13 protein-coding genes and 1 pseudogene are annotated in these 18,623 nt (G+C 44.8%); 11 read left to right on the forward strand and 3 right to left on the reverse strand.

What is annotated here, in order from left to right:
• Positions 1–122: 122 nt before the first annotated feature.
• On the reverse strand, positions 123–2,276 hold the full coding sequence (locus BM099_RS08760; RefSeq protein ID WP_090726878.1) for a glutamine synthetase III family protein: 2,154 nt from the start codon (positions 2,274–2,276) through the stop codon (positions 123–125).
• A gap of 446 nt (positions 2,277–2,722) precedes the next feature.
• Between BM099_RS08760 and BM099_RS08765 the strand changes: the two genes are divergently transcribed.
• From BM099_RS08765 to BM099_RS08790, 6 genes are all read left to right on the forward strand, one after another.
• Positions 2,723–4,972 (forward strand): peptidase U32 family protein, encoded by a 2,250-nt coding sequence (locus tag BM099_RS08765; protein WP_090726880.1) that lies wholly within the window; start codon positions 2,723–2,725, stop codon positions 4,970–4,972.
• Between the two features lie 44 nt (positions 4,973–5,016).
• A complete protein-coding gene (locus BM099_RS08770) occupies positions 5,017–5,718 on the forward strand; it encodes a glutathione S-transferase (RefSeq protein ID WP_090727486.1) in 702 nt (233 codons plus the stop codon).
• A 174-nt stretch (positions 5,719–5,892) separates the two neighbouring features.
• Complete coding sequence (locus BM099_RS08775; RefSeq protein WP_090726882.1) at positions 5,893–7,173, forward strand: DUF2235 domain-containing protein; 1,281 nt, start codon at positions 5,893–5,895, stop codon at positions 7,171–7,173.
• 70 nt (positions 7,174–7,243) lie between these two features.
• Positions 7,244–7,654, forward strand: coding sequence for a LexA family protein (locus tag BM099_RS08780; protein WP_232348952.1), 411 nt, complete (start codon positions 7,244–7,246; stop codon positions 7,652–7,654).
• Entirely contained in the window at positions 7,654–8,931 is a 1,278-nt protein-coding gene (locus BM099_RS08785; RefSeq protein ID WP_090726884.1) for a Y-family DNA polymerase, read from the forward strand. The genes BM099_RS08780 and BM099_RS08785 overlap by 1 nt, the downstream gene beginning before the upstream one ends.
• Before the next feature lie 28 nt (positions 8,932–8,959).
• Entirely contained in the window at positions 8,960–9,610 is a 651-nt protein-coding gene (locus BM099_RS08790; protein ID WP_090726887.1) for an alpha-ketoglutarate-dependent dioxygenase AlkB family protein, read from the forward strand.
• A 28-nt stretch (positions 9,611–9,638) separates the two neighbouring features.
• Here the strand turns inward: BM099_RS08790 and BM099_RS20915 are convergent.
• Together BM099_RS20915 and BM099_RS08800 are read right to left on the reverse strand one after the other, a co-directional pair.
• Positions 9,639–9,947, reverse strand: a pseudogene (locus BM099_RS20915) (fumarylacetoacetase); the annotation flags it as partial.
• Positions 9,948–10,153: 206 nt separating this feature from the next.
• The gene (locus BM099_RS08800) at positions 10,154–11,893 is read right to left on the reverse strand and encodes a SulP family inorganic anion transporter (RefSeq protein WP_090726890.1); all 1,740 of its coding nucleotides are present in this window, start codon (positions 11,891–11,893) and stop codon (positions 10,154–10,156) included.
• A 181-nt stretch (positions 11,894–12,074) separates the two neighbouring features.
• Between BM099_RS08800 and BM099_RS08805 the strand changes: the two genes are divergently transcribed.
• From BM099_RS08805 to BM099_RS08825, 5 genes are all read left to right on the forward strand, one after another.
• Positions 12,075–12,911 (forward strand): LysR family transcriptional regulator, encoded by an 837-nt coding sequence (locus tag BM099_RS08805; RefSeq protein WP_090726892.1) that lies wholly within the window; start codon positions 12,075–12,077, stop codon positions 12,909–12,911.
• A 68-nt stretch (positions 12,912–12,979) separates the two neighbouring features.
• Positions 12,980–13,762 (forward strand): IclR family transcriptional regulator domain-containing protein, encoded by a 783-nt coding sequence (locus BM099_RS08810; RefSeq protein WP_090726895.1) that lies wholly within the window; start codon positions 12,980–12,982, stop codon positions 13,760–13,762.
• Positions 13,763–13,951: 189 nt separating this feature from the next.
• On the forward strand, positions 13,952–15,529 hold the full coding sequence (locus BM099_RS08815; RefSeq protein WP_090726898.1) for a sulfatase-like hydrolase/transferase: 1,578 nt from the start codon (positions 13,952–13,954) through the stop codon (positions 15,527–15,529).
• A 58-nt stretch (positions 15,530–15,587) separates the two neighbouring features.
• On the forward strand, positions 15,588–17,465 hold the full coding sequence (locus BM099_RS08820; RefSeq protein ID WP_090726900.1) for a TRAP transporter permease: 1,878 nt from the start codon (positions 15,588–15,590) through the stop codon (positions 17,463–17,465).
• Positions 17,466–17,483: 18 nt separating this feature from the next.
• Entirely contained in the window at positions 17,484–18,500 is a 1,017-nt protein-coding gene (locus BM099_RS08825) for a TAXI family TRAP transporter solute-binding subunit (RefSeq protein WP_090726902.1), read from the forward strand.
• Positions 18,501–18,623: the final 123 nt, after the last annotated feature.

The following is an 18,623-nucleotide window of genomic DNA, read 5'->3' on the forward strand; positions in this document are numbered from 1 at the left end:
CAGCCTGATTAGAAGTTTTTAACTCAGGCTCTTAAAACGAAAAACACGGTGGCCTGAATTATCAGGCTCACCGTGTTGCAAGTGTAGTGAATGCCCCTGTGATCCAGAGGCGCGTTACGTCATTATTTAATGAATAACATTTCACGATATTTCGGTAATGGCCACACACTATCCGGAACAAGACCTTCAAGCGCATCTGCAGCAGCACGCACTTCAAGCATCAGACCGCAAACATCCCCTGCTAAAAAGCTCAGATGTGCTTCTGTAGAATTAAACTCTTCTTTTTCTATGGCTGTGGTTAATTTATCAACCGATGCCATCATTGCATTAGCTGCATTAGTGACAGCATCCGCAGGTGAGTTTATCAGTTTTGCATTAACAGAACCCAACGTCGATAGATAGCTCACAGCGGCTGGATAAATCATCGTTGTTGCCATTTCGACAACAAGTTTAGCTTCAACTTCAATCGCTAAAACGTATTGTTCGGCATACACCTCAAAGCGACTGGCCAGTTCTACAGGCGATAAAACACCAGTACTGGAGAATAATTCAACAACCTCCGGTGATTTAAGGACAGGAAGCGCTTCAGCTGATGTCGGCAGGTTTTTCAAACCACGTTCTTCAGCAGCCATTTTATGCCATTCAGCAGAATAACCATCCCCACCAAATACTACATTGCCGTGTGATTCCATGATTTCTTTTATGACCGCAAATACAGCTGCCGGAGTTTCTGCACCGCCATCCAGTTCAGCTTTTAGTTTTGCAGCAATCCATTCCAGCGAATCAGCCAGCATGGTGTTCATCGCTATTAGCGGACCCGATACGGATTGTTGTGAGCCTACCGCACGGAATTCAAAGCGATTACCCGTAAATGCAAAAGGTGATGTACGGTTACGATCGCCCGGATCACGCTTGAATTTAAGAATTTGTGACAAGCCCAAATCCATAGTGCCACCGTCGCTAGGAACGTGAAGGGCGCCTGTTTTAATATCATTAAATACTTTTTCAAGCTGATCGCCAAGATACACAGAAAGAATTGCCGGAGGTGCTTCGTTAGCACCCAGACGATGATCGTTCGATGCTGTAGCGATAACAGCACGCAGCAATGGGCCAAACTTATGAACACCGCGGATAACTGCGCCACAGAACAATAGGAAGTCCAGGTTTTCATTTGGTGTGTTGCCAGGGTCCAGCAGGTTACCTTGTGTGCTATTACCTACTGACCAGTTAACATGCTTACCTGAGCCATTGACGCCAGCGAAAGGTTTTTCATGTAACAGACAAAGAAATCCATGTTTTTTAGCGGTGTTTTTCAGAACGGTCATCAACAGCTGCTGATGGTCAGCTGCTATGTTAGCTGATTCGAAGTAGGGTGCAATTTCAAATTGCCCTGGTGCTACTTCGTTATGGTGTGTTTTAGCAGGGATGCCGAGTCGGTATAGCTTATCTTCGAAATCCTGCATGAATACCTGAACACGCTCTGGAATGGCACCAAAGTAGTGATCATCAAATTGCTGCCCTTTAGGTGATGGGGCACCAAATAATGTTCTGCCGGTTAACAGTAAGTCCGGACGGGCATTGGCAAAGTTTTCGTCTATTAAAAAGTATTCCTGCTCAGCACCACAGCTTGAGTTAAGTGTTGCAATGTCAGTTTCGCCCATTAAAGACAATACTTTCTGCGCGGCGGCATTCATCGCGGCATTAGAGCGTAACAACGGTATTTTTTTATCGAGTGCTTCACCCGTCCAGGAAATAAATACACTAGGAATAGTCAGCACAGCCCCATTTGCTGTGTGCATGATATAAGCTGGGCTGGTTGGATCCCAGGCAGTATAACCACGGGCGGCATTGGTCATCCTCAAGCTGCCATTTGGGAATGATGACCCATCTGGTTCACCTTTGATTAGCAGGCTGCCAGTAAATTCGGTAATAGCTGCGCCGTCGGAATTTGTGACGATAAAGCCATCATGTTTTTCCGCAGTGGCGTTGGTCATAGGGTAAAAAATGTGAGAGAAGAATTTAGCGCCCTTAGACATCGCCCAGTCTTTCATCGCTGCTGCAACCACATCGGCTGTTGCAGAATCTAACTCGGCACCTGTTTCTACTGTTTTTTTGATAGCTTTAAATGCAGCTTTTGATAATGATTCTTCCATCTGACGCAAACCAAAAACATCGCTTGCCCAGATTTTGTTCAAAGGCTCCGTCATTTTTGCTTCAATAGGCGCGGTGTTAGTAATTTCATAAATTGCCTTTAAACGCGATTCATTACCACTCATTCACTTTCCCCTGATACTAAATTTTTGCATTAATTTTTAAAATTAAATGCAAAAAACTTGCCAGAATGCATAAAGGCGGTGAAAGTAACAATTTCATTGTTTCTTATTAGTCTTTCAATAATTCAATTGGGCTTTAGACCAGCAAGTGTGAATTCGCCCATATCTGCCTGCATTAACATGGGGCTGATGCATTACTTTGGTGCATTACTTTGGTGCGTTATCTTATGTATTAATTGTTATTCGTAATAGCTTTTGATCGCTATAGGATGTTTTATACAGATCTTGGTTTTCGGGATCCTGCATGATAATTACAGCGCAGCAGGTAATATCTTATACAAATAAGCGGATCTCTTATTGTCTGTCCATAGCATTACTCACGCGTTCCCGTTAAAATTTCGGGTTACCCCGCCTGTCGCGTTGTTTTCAGAATTAAGTGAGTTTGCCACATGAGTAGAAAGATTGAATTATTAGCACCCGGTGGGGATGTTGAAGCCATTAAAGCTGCCGTTATTGCCGGCGCCAACGCCGTTTATTGTGGCTTAGATACCTTTAACGCCCGAAACCGGGCAACTAACCTTTCTTTTGAAGACTTAACAGGCATCTTACGCTTAGCGCATAAATACGATTGCGAAGTGTTTTTGACCTTAAACGTCGTCATCCTTGAGCATGAAATACCGGGAATGATCAAGCTGCTGAATAAGCTGGTTAACTCAGGCATTGACGGTATCATAGTGCAGGATTTGGGGGTTTTTAACCTCGTTAAGAAACATTTTCCAACGCTCGATATTCATGCTTCAACGCAGGTGACGACGCATAACGAAGGACAAATTCTGTTCCTGGCAAAAATCGGCGCGTCACGTGTTAATTTATCTCGCGAGTTGAACCTTGCTGAAATCAAGTCTTTAACGGCTGTGGCGCACGAGCACAACGTACTCACAGAAGTGTTTGTTCATGGTTCATTATGCATCGCTTTCTCAGGCCAATGCTATTCCAGCTCAGTGAGTGTCGGTAACTCGGGTAACCGTGGCCGTTGCAGCCAGGCGTGCCGCGATGAATATGAGATAACCGCGGCGGGTAATCGCTTCCCGCTGAACTTGAAAGATAACTCAGCGTATTTTGATCTGCCGCAGTTAGTCGATGCTCAGGTCGACTCATTGAAGATAGAAGGTCGCATTAAAGGCGCACACTACGTGTATACCGTGGTCGATACCTGGCGCAAGCAGGTCGACCAATTTGTCGAGACGGGTAAGCTTTTAGCAGACGATTCTAATTTGCACCGCGTTTTTAACCGCGACTTTACCAACTCATTTTTACAAGGCAATCTCACTAAGGATATGTTTATCGACAATCCTCGTGATTACAGTGTTCACCACGCGGTTGAAAAAAGTAATGCCATTTCTGTGGTTCAAGTCCAGGAAGCGAGAGAGGAACTTTACGCCCAGAGAAATGATCTTGGCGTTGAACTGGCTGAAAAAATCAAATACCTGAGTATCGCAAGGCAACCCTTGGCATTAGCGTTTACCGGTAAGCTGAATGAGCCTTTGTGTCTAACCATGACCATTGGTGACAACGACAAAGTCTATACGCTGCAAACGGAATCGCAGCTGGCTGCCGTGACTCAGTTACCTATTGATCAGGCAGTATTGGAAAAGCGCTTTAAAAACTTTGCCAGCAGCGATTACACTATCCAATCTTTTGACTGTAGTGGCTTGAGTGATGATGTCAGTTTACCGTTCAAAGAACTGACACGCTTGAAAAACCAGGCAGCCTTGTTGCTTAACAATTCAGTCGAGATCATTCCGCACGTTGATGTAGCGCCGTTACCGAGTCATAAGAAAACCACCAGCAAGCCGGGCATGTCGATATTAATTGCTGATGTAAAAGATATGCACTTGTGTGATCTGACAGACGCTGATGTGTATTTTAAATTGCCGGAAAGCTGGAAAAAAGACTGTAACAAACAAATCGATATTTTCCTCAACAATCCTCGCCTGATTCCGTGGTTTCCAGCGGTACTCATTGGTAAAGATTATGACGAGTCTGTGCGATTACTCGAACAGGTTCGTCCCACACGTATTGTCAGCAATAATACCGGTGTTGCCTACAAAGCTTTTGAAATGGGCATTGAGTGGATTGCTGGCCCGTTCTTAAATACAACTAACTCTTATGCATTATTAACGTTAAAAGAAGAGTTGAACTGTGCCGGGGCATTTATTTCTAATGAAATTAACCGGATGCAAATCAAAAACATTGCACGCCCGGATAACTTCAAAATGCTCTACAGCATTTATCACCCGATTCTGATGATGACCAGTCGTCAGTGTTTCTTCCAGCAAACCGTTGGTTGTAAAAAGCCCAGTATCGAAGATGGCTGTATGCTTAAGTGCGAAAAAGCCACCACGATTACCAATGTGAAGGGCGTTTCTTTTTCCATTGATAAACAGAAGGGCGGTTACCCCAGTATCTATAATGACGAGCAGTTCTTGAACTTTGACATCGTCAATGATTTGGCTGACCAGTTTGATGAGTTCTTTATCGATCTGACAAATATTGGTGCGGGTTCTAAAGCGGAGCAGGACAAAGCGCAGTTAGTAACGCACTTTGAGAATTTCCTAAAGGGTGATCAGCAAGCGCAGCAGCAGTTGAGCAGTATGATTACGGTATCCACCAACGCACAATATAGCCAGGGCTTGTAAGGCGCATGGATGTGAAATGCTTTTGAGGTGCTTCTGAAATGGTCATGACATTGCCAATTTTGTACTCATTACAGAACTGTCCGTACGCGATGCGTGCAAGATTGGCGATATTATTAGCCCGGCAACGCGTCATGCTGCGGCCTATCGTGATGAAGAATAAACCAGCGAAAATGCTGGCGGTATCACCTAAAGGAACAGTGCCTGTTTTAGTCCTCGAAGCCGAAACTGAAGCCGGTCATGGTGCCGAAAATTATGATTTAAAACTTAATAATCAAAGCATTATAGATGAAAGCTTAGATATTATGTTATGGGCGCTGAAGCGCAACGATCCGCAGGATTTACTCCGTTCTCAGCATCCGGATGCTTTGCCAGAGATGCTGAAAATCATTGAAGAAAATGACAAACAGTTTAAGCCCAGCCTGGAACAATACAAACACGCCAAGCGTTTCCACGAAGATACTGAAGAGCAATATCGCCTGGCATGTGAACCGTTTATTCAGCGTCTGGAGCAGCGCTTAGCGCAACACGAGTTTTTTATGGGCGCTACTCCCAGCCTGCTCGATTATGCGTTACTGCCTTTTGTCAGGCAGTTCTCTAAAGTGAATCGACAGCTATATTTAAACGGCCCTTATACTCACCTACAGCACTGGCTAAACAATCAGTTGCAAAGCAGGCTCTATGCGCAAGCCATGTTCAAATACCCGCTGTGGCTAGATACTCATCAAGAGTTTGTCTTGGGTGAGTAAAGCATAAACGCCTGGCTACCCTCTCTTAAAGGTGTTACTCATGGGCGGATACTCTTTTACAGGGAAGCGATCATGAGCTGGGGAATATTCGAAGACGCTGTAAACATTAGCATCATTGGTTAATGGTCAATCGATTACTCGCCACATAATAAAAATAAGATTCGGAGAACGTCGATGTCAGAAAATAGCGCAGCGGGAACCGGTAAGAACATTGTGATTTTTTCAGATGGAACGGGCCAGGAGGGAGGAAAAAAACACAACACCAATGTATACAAATTATTTAACATGATTGAAAACCGTACCAACGCGCAAATTGCATTTTATGACCGTGGATTAGGTACCGGTATCAGGAAAATAACAGGCAATGCTCTGGGTGCCGGGTTTGATAAAAACGTCTTAGATTGTTATCAATTTATCTCTGATAATTATCAATGGGGTGATCGTTTGTTTCTTTTTGGCTTCAGCCGTGGTGCAGCCACAGTACGCAGCCTTTCCGGCTTTATCTCACTGTTTGGCATTCTTCCACAGTCACGGCCCGAGTTAGCTCAAAAGGCCTACAAGGATATTTACAGTATTTCTGATCCTGACGAGCGCAAAGAGGCAGCACGGACGTTTATCGAACGTAACAATACGACGTTTTGCAATATCGATTTTCTGGGTGTGTGGGACACCGTGGCAGCACTGGGCGTACCGGTTAAAGCGGTCAACGCTTTCTTTGATAAAATACCTTATTTCAAAAACTCCTTTCATGACTTCAAGCTCAGCGCCCGCGTCCAGCACGCCTATCACGCCATGTCGATTGATGAGGAGCGCGACGCTTTTGAATTACTGCCTTGGCAAACTATGAAAAATGGTCAGTCGATTCTTGGAAACGTAATGACAGATCCACGAGACGGCGACACCAGTGCGCAGAAAGGCAGAGACCGCAAACAAACCGTTAAGCAAGTATGGTTCAGCGGTGTGCATACCGATGTAGGTGGTGGTTATAAGCAAAGTGGCGTTTCTGATATACCTTTGTGCTGGATGTTAGACAGAGCCACCGACGATAAAGTACTCGCGCATCCGCTAAGGCTGTATCCGTTTAACTGGGTCACGCTTAATCAAAATGTAGAAGAAGTGATCCACGACTCACGCATGACACGCACAGACAAATTCTTATTCAATCAGGTCAGCAGAGAAATTTTCTGGGATGATGACAAACATGGAAAACCCATTATCCATGCCAGCGTATTGGAGCGAATAGGTCAGAAATGTCCGATACAAATAGGCAAACCAGACGATCCAAACGATGATGTGCCGGTAGCCAGTAAGCGTTACACGCCTTGGGTACAAGAGATCATAAACAGCGGTAAATGTGAGATCGAACCATGGGACAACAAAGGGTATGAGTCACTTCAATATGGTATCAATGTTGAATTGGATTACCTGAAAGATTATGACCAGCACAGTGGATAATAGATCCACCATCACTTGATAGAAAAATAATTAAGCTTATACTGTTCATACATACAGTATAGGCTTTTTTATGATGCTTCCTTTTATTCCTCTTAGAGCTTGTGCGGGCATCACAGGTTTTGAATCACCCGCTGCCGAATATACCGAACTCAGGCTTACCCTTGATCAGATTTTGATTGATGATCCGGCAGCGACCTATCTGGGTTTTGTCGAGGGCACGTCTATGAAAGGCGTGGGTATCTTCCCAAATGATATCCTTGTGGTGTCACGTGCAGAAACTGTCATTAACGGTGATGTCATTGTGGCAACCTTAAATGGCGGGTTTGTCTGCAAGATTGCTGATATAAAACAGAAACGCCTGGTATCGTCTTCACCTGGCTGTAAGGATTACCAGCTCAGCGAGGGAGACGAGTTTATTATTGAAGGTGTGGTAACACGCTCGGTACGCTTTCACCGGCCACTGAAACGCGGACTGTTCTGATGTATGCGCTTTGTGATGTGAATTCAATGTATGCCAGCTGCGAGAAGGTGTTTGATCCTTCGATCAGAAATAAGCCGGTTGTCGTTTTAACTAATAATGATGGCTGTATTTGTGCGGCCTGCCATATTGCTAAACGTATGGGTGTAGGAAAAAAGTTTGTTCCTTACTTTCAGGTAAAGGATCAGCTGGCGGCGGTGGGGGCTGTGATTCGCAGTTCTAATTACGAGCTGTATGCGGACCTGTCTCAGCGGATGATGGAAACCTGTGAACGCTTTGCACCGCACATTCATATCTATTCAATTGATGAATGCTTTCTCTATTATGGTGCGGGCTCTCAGCTTGACTATGTGCCTGCAGAAGGCTGGCAGGCACATGCCGCGGCTATTCGCCGCACGGTATGGAAAGAGGTACGATTACCGATTGGTGTGGGCGTGGGATTAACTCCCACGCTGGCAAAAGCAGCCAATCACGCCGCTAAAAAAATAGAGGGTTATCGCGGCGTTGCTGTTATTGATAATGAGCAGGCGCGTCGGCAGATTCTTAAGCAGATGGCGGTAGGCGATGTCTGGGGTATCGGCCGCAGGTTAAGTGCGCGATTATGTGATATCGGTATTCATACGGCATGGGATCTATCCAGAGCCAGGCCCGCGCTGATGAAAAAACAGTTTAGCGTGTTGGTGGAAAATACCGTGCATGAGCTGAACGGCAGTGTGCGTTTATCCTGGGATGACGTAAGGGCTCCCAAGCAGCAAATCTATTCCACGCGCTCATTCGGCCAGCGTATTACCGATAAAGAATCGCTCAGGCACGCTTTGGTAACGCATTCTGGCATCGCCGCGCAAAAGCTGCGTCGACAGGCGGGGCTTGCCAGTGCCATGATGGTGTTCGCCAGTAGCTCACCGCATGATCAGGAAGCTTATTATCGTGGTTCTGTGTTACATCGTTTTACGACACCCACCAGTGACTCACGGGTGATGGCCAATGCGATTGCCAGCGTGATGAATAAGATCCACAAAGAGGGTGTTCGGTTTTATCGTTGTGGTATAGGTTTAGTTGATCTTGTGAGTACAAAAAACTATCAGGGAGATCTGTTTAACACCAGCAAAGATAATGCAGAACTGATGAAATGCCTGGACGTGATCAACGCTAAATATGGACGCAATACGGTCCATTTGGCCGGTCAGGGCATCGAGCAAAAGTTTGCCATGAAGCGTGCGTTTTTATCGCCGCAGTACACCACTCGGTTGAGTGATTTGCCTGTGTTTGAGTGTGATTAATGAATTTTCTGTGGGGAGCTAGAGCGTCATGTCAAAAAAAACCGGTTTTCATGACCGATCTTATGACTTATTTGATGAGCAGATTGACCCATCTGAAAATTACTTACCCAAAGATGGCATCGTCAATTACTACGGGCCGGTAATACCGCCACAGGACGCGGATAACTACTTACGCCGCTTATTGGAACATATTGAGTGGAAGCATGACGAAGCGGTCATTTTTGGTAAACATATTGTTACCCAGAGAAAAGTGGCGTGGTACGCTGACCAGCCGTTTGAATACACCTACTCGAAGATCAGCCGGCGAGCATTGCCATGGACCACAGAGCTATCGGCACTCAAAGCCCGTATTGAAGAGCTGACAGGAGAAACATTTAACTCATGTTTACTCAATTTATATCAGACCGGTAGTGAAGGTATGGCGTGGCACAGTGACGCAGAAAAAGACTTGAAACGTAACGGCGCGATCGCGTCACTCAGCTTGGGTGCTGAACGTAAGTTTTCTTTAAAGCACAAACAGTCTAAAGAAACGCTTTCTATTGATCTGCAACACGGTAGCTTGCTGGTCATGAAAGGAACAACACAAACCCACTGGTTACATCGCGTACCGCCGACTAAAAAAGTCAGTGAACCCAGAGTGAATTTAACCTTTAGAACGATTACTGTGATAAAAGAGTGAACCGTGAATTCTCTAGTTTTTCCCATCTTATATAGATCCCCAGCTCAAGCTCATAGTCCAAACGTTTACAGGGGCCTGGCGACGGGACTGCAGCATAAGGTGCTTTGGTTTTTCCTACCGGACGATGGAAGGTCTGGCCAGATACGACGATCGAGGATGAACGACCGTGATAGCCAATCGGTACCCATTTGTAATTGGGCAGTAACGGGTTATCGGGACGGAACAATTTACCGACGCTAGTGGCATGGTGAATCGAGGTGTAAAAATCGGTGTAGTCAGCAATGGTGGCCGGCAATTCGAATTCGATATCAGACTGCGCAACTAAGCAGCTTTCTAAAGATTTAATTCCATATTGAGCATATCCGGATAGAACTCAATGGTTTCTTTTGCCATTACAGCGATATGCGACGTGATGGATCTGTTCAATTTATATCACGCTACATCCTCAGGTGATCATTTATTGTGTGTATTATTGCTTTCCCGCTTAACGTGACTATGAAGGTGGTGAAAGAAGGCTCAATAAGCATCAAATCTATGCACTCACTATCCTTTGGGGCACTCACGAAATATATTGGCAGTACAGTTTTGACAACGTATCGTATTTAATCTTTCGATACCTTCCCTCAGTGCAGACTCAGGGAATTCATAAAAACGTTTTTTATTTAGTTTATCCAGATAACCAATCCTATCGAGCTCATCCATTACCGTCCCTTTGAATGAGCTAAAGAGTATGTCTCCTCCCTTTTGCTCTAATCTATTTATTTCCTGAATTAGCATCTCGGCTCCTGCTACATCAATAAAGTTAACACCTTTACCGATGATCAAAATAAAGTTGGCTTCGGTTGTGTGGTTGGTTAATTGACGAATCTTTCTTTGTATATGGTCGGTAGCACCAAAGAATAATGAGCCGTCGATACGAATGATTTTTAACTGCGGGCATTGTTCCAGGTTGTAACGATTAATGTTTTTAATAGATCGTTTCGTGTGATTTTGTATGGGTGCTACGTCCATGACTGTTGGCTTAGAAGTTCGTCTAAGGTAAAAGGCCAACGACATAAAAACGCCTATATAAATAGCAAACTCTAGCTCGATAAGCAGTGTAGATAATAGCGTTATCATGAGAACAGATGCTTCACTCTTATTTGCTTTTAGAATCTGCTTGATATGGTGAAAGTCTATTAGGTTCCAAGCAATCAAAAGGATAGCCCCAGCCATAGCGGGTAATGGCAGGTAGGTGGTTATGCCAGGAACAGTCACGATAATCAGAGCCAAGATACCCGCTGCAAAGATAGCGGCCATTGGCGTTTTGGCACCAGCGTCATAATTTGCCCCCGAGCGGGTGAATGATCCTGAGCCGGGGTAACAGGATAGGAAACTGCCTACAATGTTGGAAAGCCCCTGGCCAATAAATTCCTGATTGCCATTGATCTGTTGGTGTGAGCGTATGGCGATAGCTCGGGCGATGGAAACGGCTTCGATCAAACCTAAGAGAGCGACCGCGAAAGCGCCCGAGACAAGTGATTGAACGGTATCCACCGACAGGTCAGGCACTGAAAACGGAGGCAGCGTGCCAGGCAATGCTCCGACCAGAGATACGCCATTGTTGGCACCGTCCAATACAAGGCAGCTAACGCTACCTATCAACATACCGATTAACAGGTGCGGTAGTTTTTTGTTGATCTTTCGGACAATCAGGGCTGAAACCAGCGTCAGGATGCCGATAGACACGGAATATAGGTTGGTGTCTCCAAGTTGACCGATTAACTGGTTCATGCCTTCCGTAAAAGAAAGGCCATTGGGTACAGTAACACCGAATAAGTGTTTGAGTTGGCTGGCGGAAATCAGAACCGCGGCGCCTGCGGTAAAACCGATCACTACTGTATGGGAAATAAAGTTAACCACTGCGCCCATTCTAAGCAGCCCCAGAGCTAGTTGTATAAGACCTGCAAGCAGGGTGATGGTCAACACGGCGGCAATATACTGACTCAGATTTAGATCTCCTATACCACTTGCGACGCTCATCACTACGATAGAGATAGCCGCGGTTGGGCCTGAGATCAGGTGGAAGGAGGAGCCGAAAAGTGCTGCAGTAACAGGGGTTATAATTGCGGTATACAGTCCGTATTCTGGAGGAAGGCCCGCAATAAACGCATAGGCGACTCCCTGTGGTAGGACGATAACTGCACCGGTTATACCGGCCATCAAATCATCAATAATGTTCTGTATTTTTAATTGTCGTCCCCAAACAAGAAACGGTAGCAGCTGCAGTATCCATCGGTTCATTGTAATTCTCTAAAGTGCCCGTTTGCTTTAAAACCGGCGGTTTAAATTGTTTGACTTATAAGCTGACGATTACAGGCGTGATTGGAACACCCACATGGCAGAGGCAAACACTAATAAATATCCGGTGTGCTGAAAAGCGAAAAATACTGGCTATAATGAACAAAAAAGCTGAAGATTGATTATGGATACTTTACTGCTTAAAACTTTTCTTGAAGTTACGCGCACCCGAAATTTTGGCAAGGCGTCTGATAACCTATGTGTCGCGCCATCTACAGTGAGTGCTCGCATCAAACAGATGGAGCAGCAGTTAGGGCTGTCGTTGTTTATTCGTAGCCATCACGAAATAGGCCTAACACCTGAGGGTGAGCGTATGGAACGCCATGCTCGATTTATTATTGATGCATGGGAGCGGGCATACGAAGATATTGCCTTAAATGCAAGCCTGAATAAGCGTCTGGTTATTGCTGGTGTATCAAGCTTGTGGGATATTTTTCTTCAAGAATGGCTGAGTAATATTTACAGTCAGATGCCAAATGTGGGGCTAAGGGCTGAAGAAAGTACACCATTACGGGTTGTTGAGAAGCTTGATCGTGGCCTAATTGATATTGGGTTCATGTATGAACAACCAAAGCTGGCTGACTTTAGAGTGGAAGAAGTAAAAAGTGTAAAACTCCAGCTGGTATCCAGTTGTGGCAATCAGTTGCCGGATGAAGCCGTTGCAAAAGGATACGTAAGAGTGGAATGGGGAACGGCTTTTAACCGGCAACACGAAAAGTTATTTCCACAACGCCCACTGGCACCCGTTCGAGTAAACAGTGGTCGAATTGCCTTGGAATTGATGCTCAGTTGCGGAGGGGCTGCTTACCTGCCGGAAGCAGTGGTTGTCTCTTTGATTAAAGAGGGAAGGCTTTATCCTGTAACAGATGCTCCGTTAATTGAAATGAGAGCCTATGCGGCTTATTCGCTGCATGGTGAACATTATGATCTAATTAGGCAATTATTGAAGTTGCTCCATTAGGTTTATAGATAAAGTACCTACTACTGACGCTGATTGAACTCACTGCGGCAAAAAGGAGATGCAAACATATGGTCAAGTCAATTGATGCTGTATCTCGGGCTATGTTGGTACTGGATGTGCTACGGGTTAAATCGCCTACTACGTTGGCAAACCTACATCACCAAACCTCTATCAATAAAGCAACTTTGTTGCGGATTCTAAAAACCTTGCAGGAGTCTGGTTGGGTATATAGAGCATTAGGTGATTCGAAGTATCGGCTGTCGTATACCCTGCAGACGATTACCAGCAATATCGATTCTTCAGATTCTATAGTGGAGCTGGCTACGCCAATTATACAAAAGTTACAGGGCGAGATTCCTTGGCCTGTAGATATCTCTAAGCGAGATGGCCTGGCGATGAAAATTATAGAAACTACCCGACCTCTAGCTGCCTTTAGCCTTAACAGAGAGGTTTTAGGGGTACGCCCTCCCTTTCTTTATTCGGGCATTGGTCGAGCTTATCTTGCTTTTTGTCCAAGCGACGAGATGCAAGAGATAATTTCAGGTCTTAAATCTGCTGGAGGTAAAGAAGGGAAGTTAGCTCATGATCAGATTTGGTTGAACAAGTTATTGCAACAAACTAAAGACCAGGGCTATGGGCAGCGAGAGCCTGCCTTCTTTGGTACTGTTTCTAATAGTGGACAATACATTGAGGCGATTGCTGTTCCCGTGTTTGATCAAGAAAATGTAACAGCGACATTATCAGTTGCCTGGCCACAGGGAGCTGTAGGTCAAGATGAAATTGTCAATCATTTATACCCTAGCCTGCGCGCCGGTGCTGTCCAGCTAGCCAAGCTAATGAAAAAAATCTAGATCCTTAACTCTCTGCGTCAAATGCTACTGCCTCCGTTTCACTGAGTGAAATGCAAAGTTCTGCTTATATCAAGTTTATATATAGTCTGATTATATTTCAGTCCTTCGCTTAGTTTGACATGCCTGTTAATAAAACCGAATGCGCTGGCTGGAAGATCTGTAACCTAATAAGAAAGGTGTTTTTATATTATGCCAAGCAAACCCAATATTCTTTTTATCATGGCGGATCAACTAAGAGCTGATTATTTAGGCTGTAACGGTCATCCGACAATAAAAACCCCAACCATTGATGAGCTTGCAACAAAGGGTATTAATTTTACTCGTGCTTATACGCAAGCGCCCGTTTGCGGGCCTTCTCGAATGTCGTTTTATACCGGCCGTTACGCCAGCTCTCATGGCGCAACCTACAATAATGTACCTTTAAAATTGTCGGAAAAAACCATCGGGGATTATCTTCGTCCACAGGGCTATCGTGTTGGACTTGTAGGTAAAACCCATATGAAGAAAGATGCCGAAGGTATGGCGCGTCTTGGTATAGATCCCGAGTCCTCTCGGGGAGTATTGGTCAGCCAATGTGGATTTGAGCCGTTCGAACGTGATGACGGACTTCACCCCGACCAGAGCGTGTCACCGGATCTCGCTTATAATTGCTATTTACGAGAGCAGGGTTATCTGGGAGATAATCCATGGCATGAATATGCTAATTCAGGACAGGATGAGAACGGCGATGTGCAAAGTGGCTGGTATATGCGAAACAGTCATTTATCTGCGCGTGTAAAAGAGGAGCACTCTGAAACGGCTTACACGACTAACCGCGCGATAGACTTTATTCGTGAGACCAAGGATGAGCCCTGGTGTTTGCACCTGAGTTACATTAAACCTCATTGGCCTTATATAGCTCCGGCACCCTACCACAATATGTACTCCGCTGATGATGTGCTGGCTTGTAACGCTACAACAGCAGAAAAAGATAATTTACATCCGGTGATTGAAGCATTCATGACCCATCATGAATCCGTTAATTTTTCCCGTCAGGAAGTGCGCGAAAACGTTATCCCAGTTTACATGGGACTAATAACTCAGTTGGATACCCATCTGAAGCGCTTATTTGATTACCTTAAAGAAATTGGAGAATACGACAACACTGTAGTGGTCTTTACAGCAGATCACGGTGACTATCTGGGCGATCATTGGTTGGGTGAAAAAGAGCTCTTCCATGAAGCTAGTGCGCGTATTCCGATGATTATCCACGACCCTAGAAGCACTGCTGAGAGCACTCGCGGGGTGAATGATGATCGCCTGATTGAAGCTATAGATCTGCTACCGACCTTTCTTGATATTTCTGGTGCCGAACCCTGTTCGCACATCTTGGAAGGGCGTTCGTTAATACCTGTGATTAACGGCCAGTCAGACAAGACTAAGTGGCGCCGCTATGCGATTAGTGAGGCTGATTATGCGTGGCGCGAAGCGCGCAATGAATTGGCGTTAGCTCCAGATCAGACACGTGCAGTCATGATCACAGATGAGCGTTGGAAATATATCCATTATGAACACTTTCGTCCGCAATTATTCGACCTGAAAAATGATCCTCAGGAGCAGATCGATTTAGCGGAAAAAGAGAGTCATAGAGACGTCTGCGTAGAAATGGAAGCAGCGCTCTACGATTGGTATCGTCACCGGAAAATCCGAACCACCGTAAGTAATGAAACGGTTGCGCAACAAACTGGGAAAGCCCACTCCAGGGGCTACCTGTTTGGGTTGTGGTAAGCGCTATTAATGACTAAGTAATTTATGACTTCTAAGAATAATAAAACAGGGTAGAACTATGTTTTCTAGAAATTTTTTCGATATAAAAGGAGGGGTTGGCAAATGGATAGCGGCTCCACTTTTTATTGTCATGGTAAGTTCTGTAGTTTATACCGCAGGATGGGGTATCTATGATGATACCCTTATACGTGTAGGTACCTTTTGTCTTGCATCCGTCATTCTTCTCTATGCCAAGTGTATTGCGAGTCAGCGATCCTGGTATGGACGCCTCTTTGATTTAATATTAATCGCCGGCATCGCAGCAGCGACTTACCGCTACTTCTGGGTGGCAGAGGAGCTAGAGAGCGGGCTGTACGAACTGGAAAACATAGACATTATCTATGCATTGATCGGTTTAACGGCGCTTGCGGAGTTAGTTCGCAGGGTTGTTGGGACACCACTAGTTATCGTCTGTGCGGTTGTGTTTGCTTATGCACTTTATGGCAATTTTTTACCGAGTGCGGTCGGGCATACAGGTATCGATATCAATGAGCTATTGATCACTGTTTGGTATAGCTTCGATGGGGTATTTGGCAGGCCGATCGCCGTTGTTACCTCGACGATTCTGATTTTTATTTTATTTGGTGCATTACTAGAAGCATTGGGTGTAGGTGATGTGCTGTTAAAACTGGCATTTGGCCTGACGCGCCGCTTTGCCGGTGGTGATGCCCATGCTGCGGTACTAGCAAGTGGCTTGTTTGGCACAATTTCCGGAAGTGCGGTTGCCAATGTTGTAGGAACTGGGGTTATTACTATTCCGATGATCAAGAAACGTGGCTTCTCTGCCAGTTTTGCGGGCGCTGTTGAAGCGGTTGCTTCCAGTGGCGGGCAGCTAATGCCTCCTATTATGGGCGCAGTGGCCTTCATCATGGCTGATGTTACAGGGATTTCCTATCTTAATATCTGTTTAGCTGCGCTAATCCCAGCGTTTTTCTATTACGCTAGCCTATTCGCTTTTATCTCTTGTGAGGCAAACCGCTTGGGTATGAGCTCAAAGAAAGATGAAGCCACGATACCACTGACGACACAAGAGAAACTAAAGTGTCTGCCGTTTGTGATTCCTTTAGGTTTGATTGTAGTGCTGATGATTAATGGTAGCAGTCCGGCCTTGGCGGGTTTTTGGGCGGTTATCGCTGCTTCGGTACTTGGATTGATAATTGAACCACAGCTACTGCGAGAGCCGAATCGTTTATGGCAGATGGTGGTAAACGGCGCCAAGTCTGCTTCGACCATCACCGTGGCGGTTGCTGCTGTCGGGATTATCATTGCTGTAATGAATAACACAGGACTCGGGCTGCGCTTTGCTGAAGCGATTCAGATCGTAGGGGAAGGTAGTCTGTTCATTTCGTTAATCATGATGGCCTTAGGCTGTTTAGTGCTCGGTATGGGGATGCCTACTGTGCCAGCTTATTTAATTATTATCCTGGTCATGGGGCCTGCAGTGGAAGCGCTAGGCGTTGATACTATCGCTGCGCACCTTTTTGTTGTTTATTACGCGGTACTTTCATCCGTAACGCCACCGGTAGCGTTGGCTGCGTTTGCAGCGGCGCCTATTGCTCAGGCAAATCCTATTAAAGTGAGTATTACTTCTCTTCGGTTAGCTATCATTGGATTCCTCATACCGTTTGCCTTTGTCTATCAACCATCACTATTGCTAATAACTGATAGTTTTAGTATCGGTTCTCTGGTTATAGCGTTAGTTACCACTGTATCGGCTATATATCTTATCTCAGCTTGTTTCAGCACTAAAGAAGCCATTCGCTGGTTATATCTTGCTACGGGGTTTGCTGCAATTTCTCCCTTTATCATGGCGCAATCAGCGGCGGTTGCTTTGGTTATATTTTTGTGTTTAAGGAATATGAAAAAGAGTTCTTTTGTTGTAAGTAAAATAAAATAAAATAAAAAGGAGTACTTAATGAAGTTTTTAATGATTAATAAAAGACGAGCAATGCTGTCAGGTTTTCTTGGTTTGCTGTTGTCGTGTAGTGCAATACAAGCATCTGTGGCCGAAACCTTTCGTATGTCAACGCTAGGCCCAGGCACTAGTCCTTATATGGTGATGACAACTTTTGCGACTACCATAAATAAGAACATTCCTGAGTATTCGATTGTTGTAAATGCCACCGGAGCTGCGACTAAACACCAGTTAGACACAGCCAAAGGAAAAACAGATTTTTATATGTCCTCACCAATCATCGTGCATTTGATGAAAAATCAGGAAGCGATGTATAAAAAAATAAAAGATGCGAAGAGTTTATCCGAAAATCTACGTGCCGTTCTCAATTTTCCAATGGGCTTCTACCATGGAACAGTTTATGAAAGTTCGGGTATAACAAGCCTTGAAGGTATTAAAGGGAAACGAGTATTTGCGGGCCCACCGGGTGGCGCTTCTCGTCGTACTGTAGAAAAAATGATACAAGCAGTCACTGGGTACGAACCCGGTGAAGATTATACATCGGTTAAACTAGGATGGGATTCCGCGGCGCAGGCTTTTCAGGACGGAAATCTTGATGTTTACTTTAATCCAACAAATGCACCTAGCCCCGTCATAAGCCAGATAGCTCTGACTAATAAGATACGGTTTATTGGTATTCCGGAAGAAGATATTGCGAATAATGAAGAAGTTAAAAATCTTATCAATAGACCCGGTTATCAGTTCTACAAACTTAAAGTCGGTACTTATGGTGAAAACCAATTGAATACGGAAGATGTATATACTTTGGGTGTGACCGTTGGTATCGGAACACATAAAGATGTTCCAGATGAGATGATTTATCGAATGACGAAAACTTTCTGGGAAAATCTGGAAGAGCAATACGAGACATCACCTTGGTTACGTAATATCAGTTTGAAAACAGTGTTTGATGATCTTAATATGCCATTACACCCCGGTGCTGAAAAATATTATCGTGAAATCGGAATTCTGAATTAAATCAGGATTTAACGTTTACTTTTTTAAACGACTAGTTTGGCCGATTAGTTTTCGCTAATCGGTCTTTGTTCTCGATAAAGTACGTTTATTATTTGAAATTAGACGATGTATATAGACTTATAT

This window comes from Neptunomonas qingdaonensis, assembly GCF_900113275.1.
GTDB classification, from domain to species: domain Bacteria; phylum Pseudomonadota; class Gammaproteobacteria; order Pseudomonadales; family Balneatricaceae; genus Neptunomonas; species Neptunomonas qingdaonensis.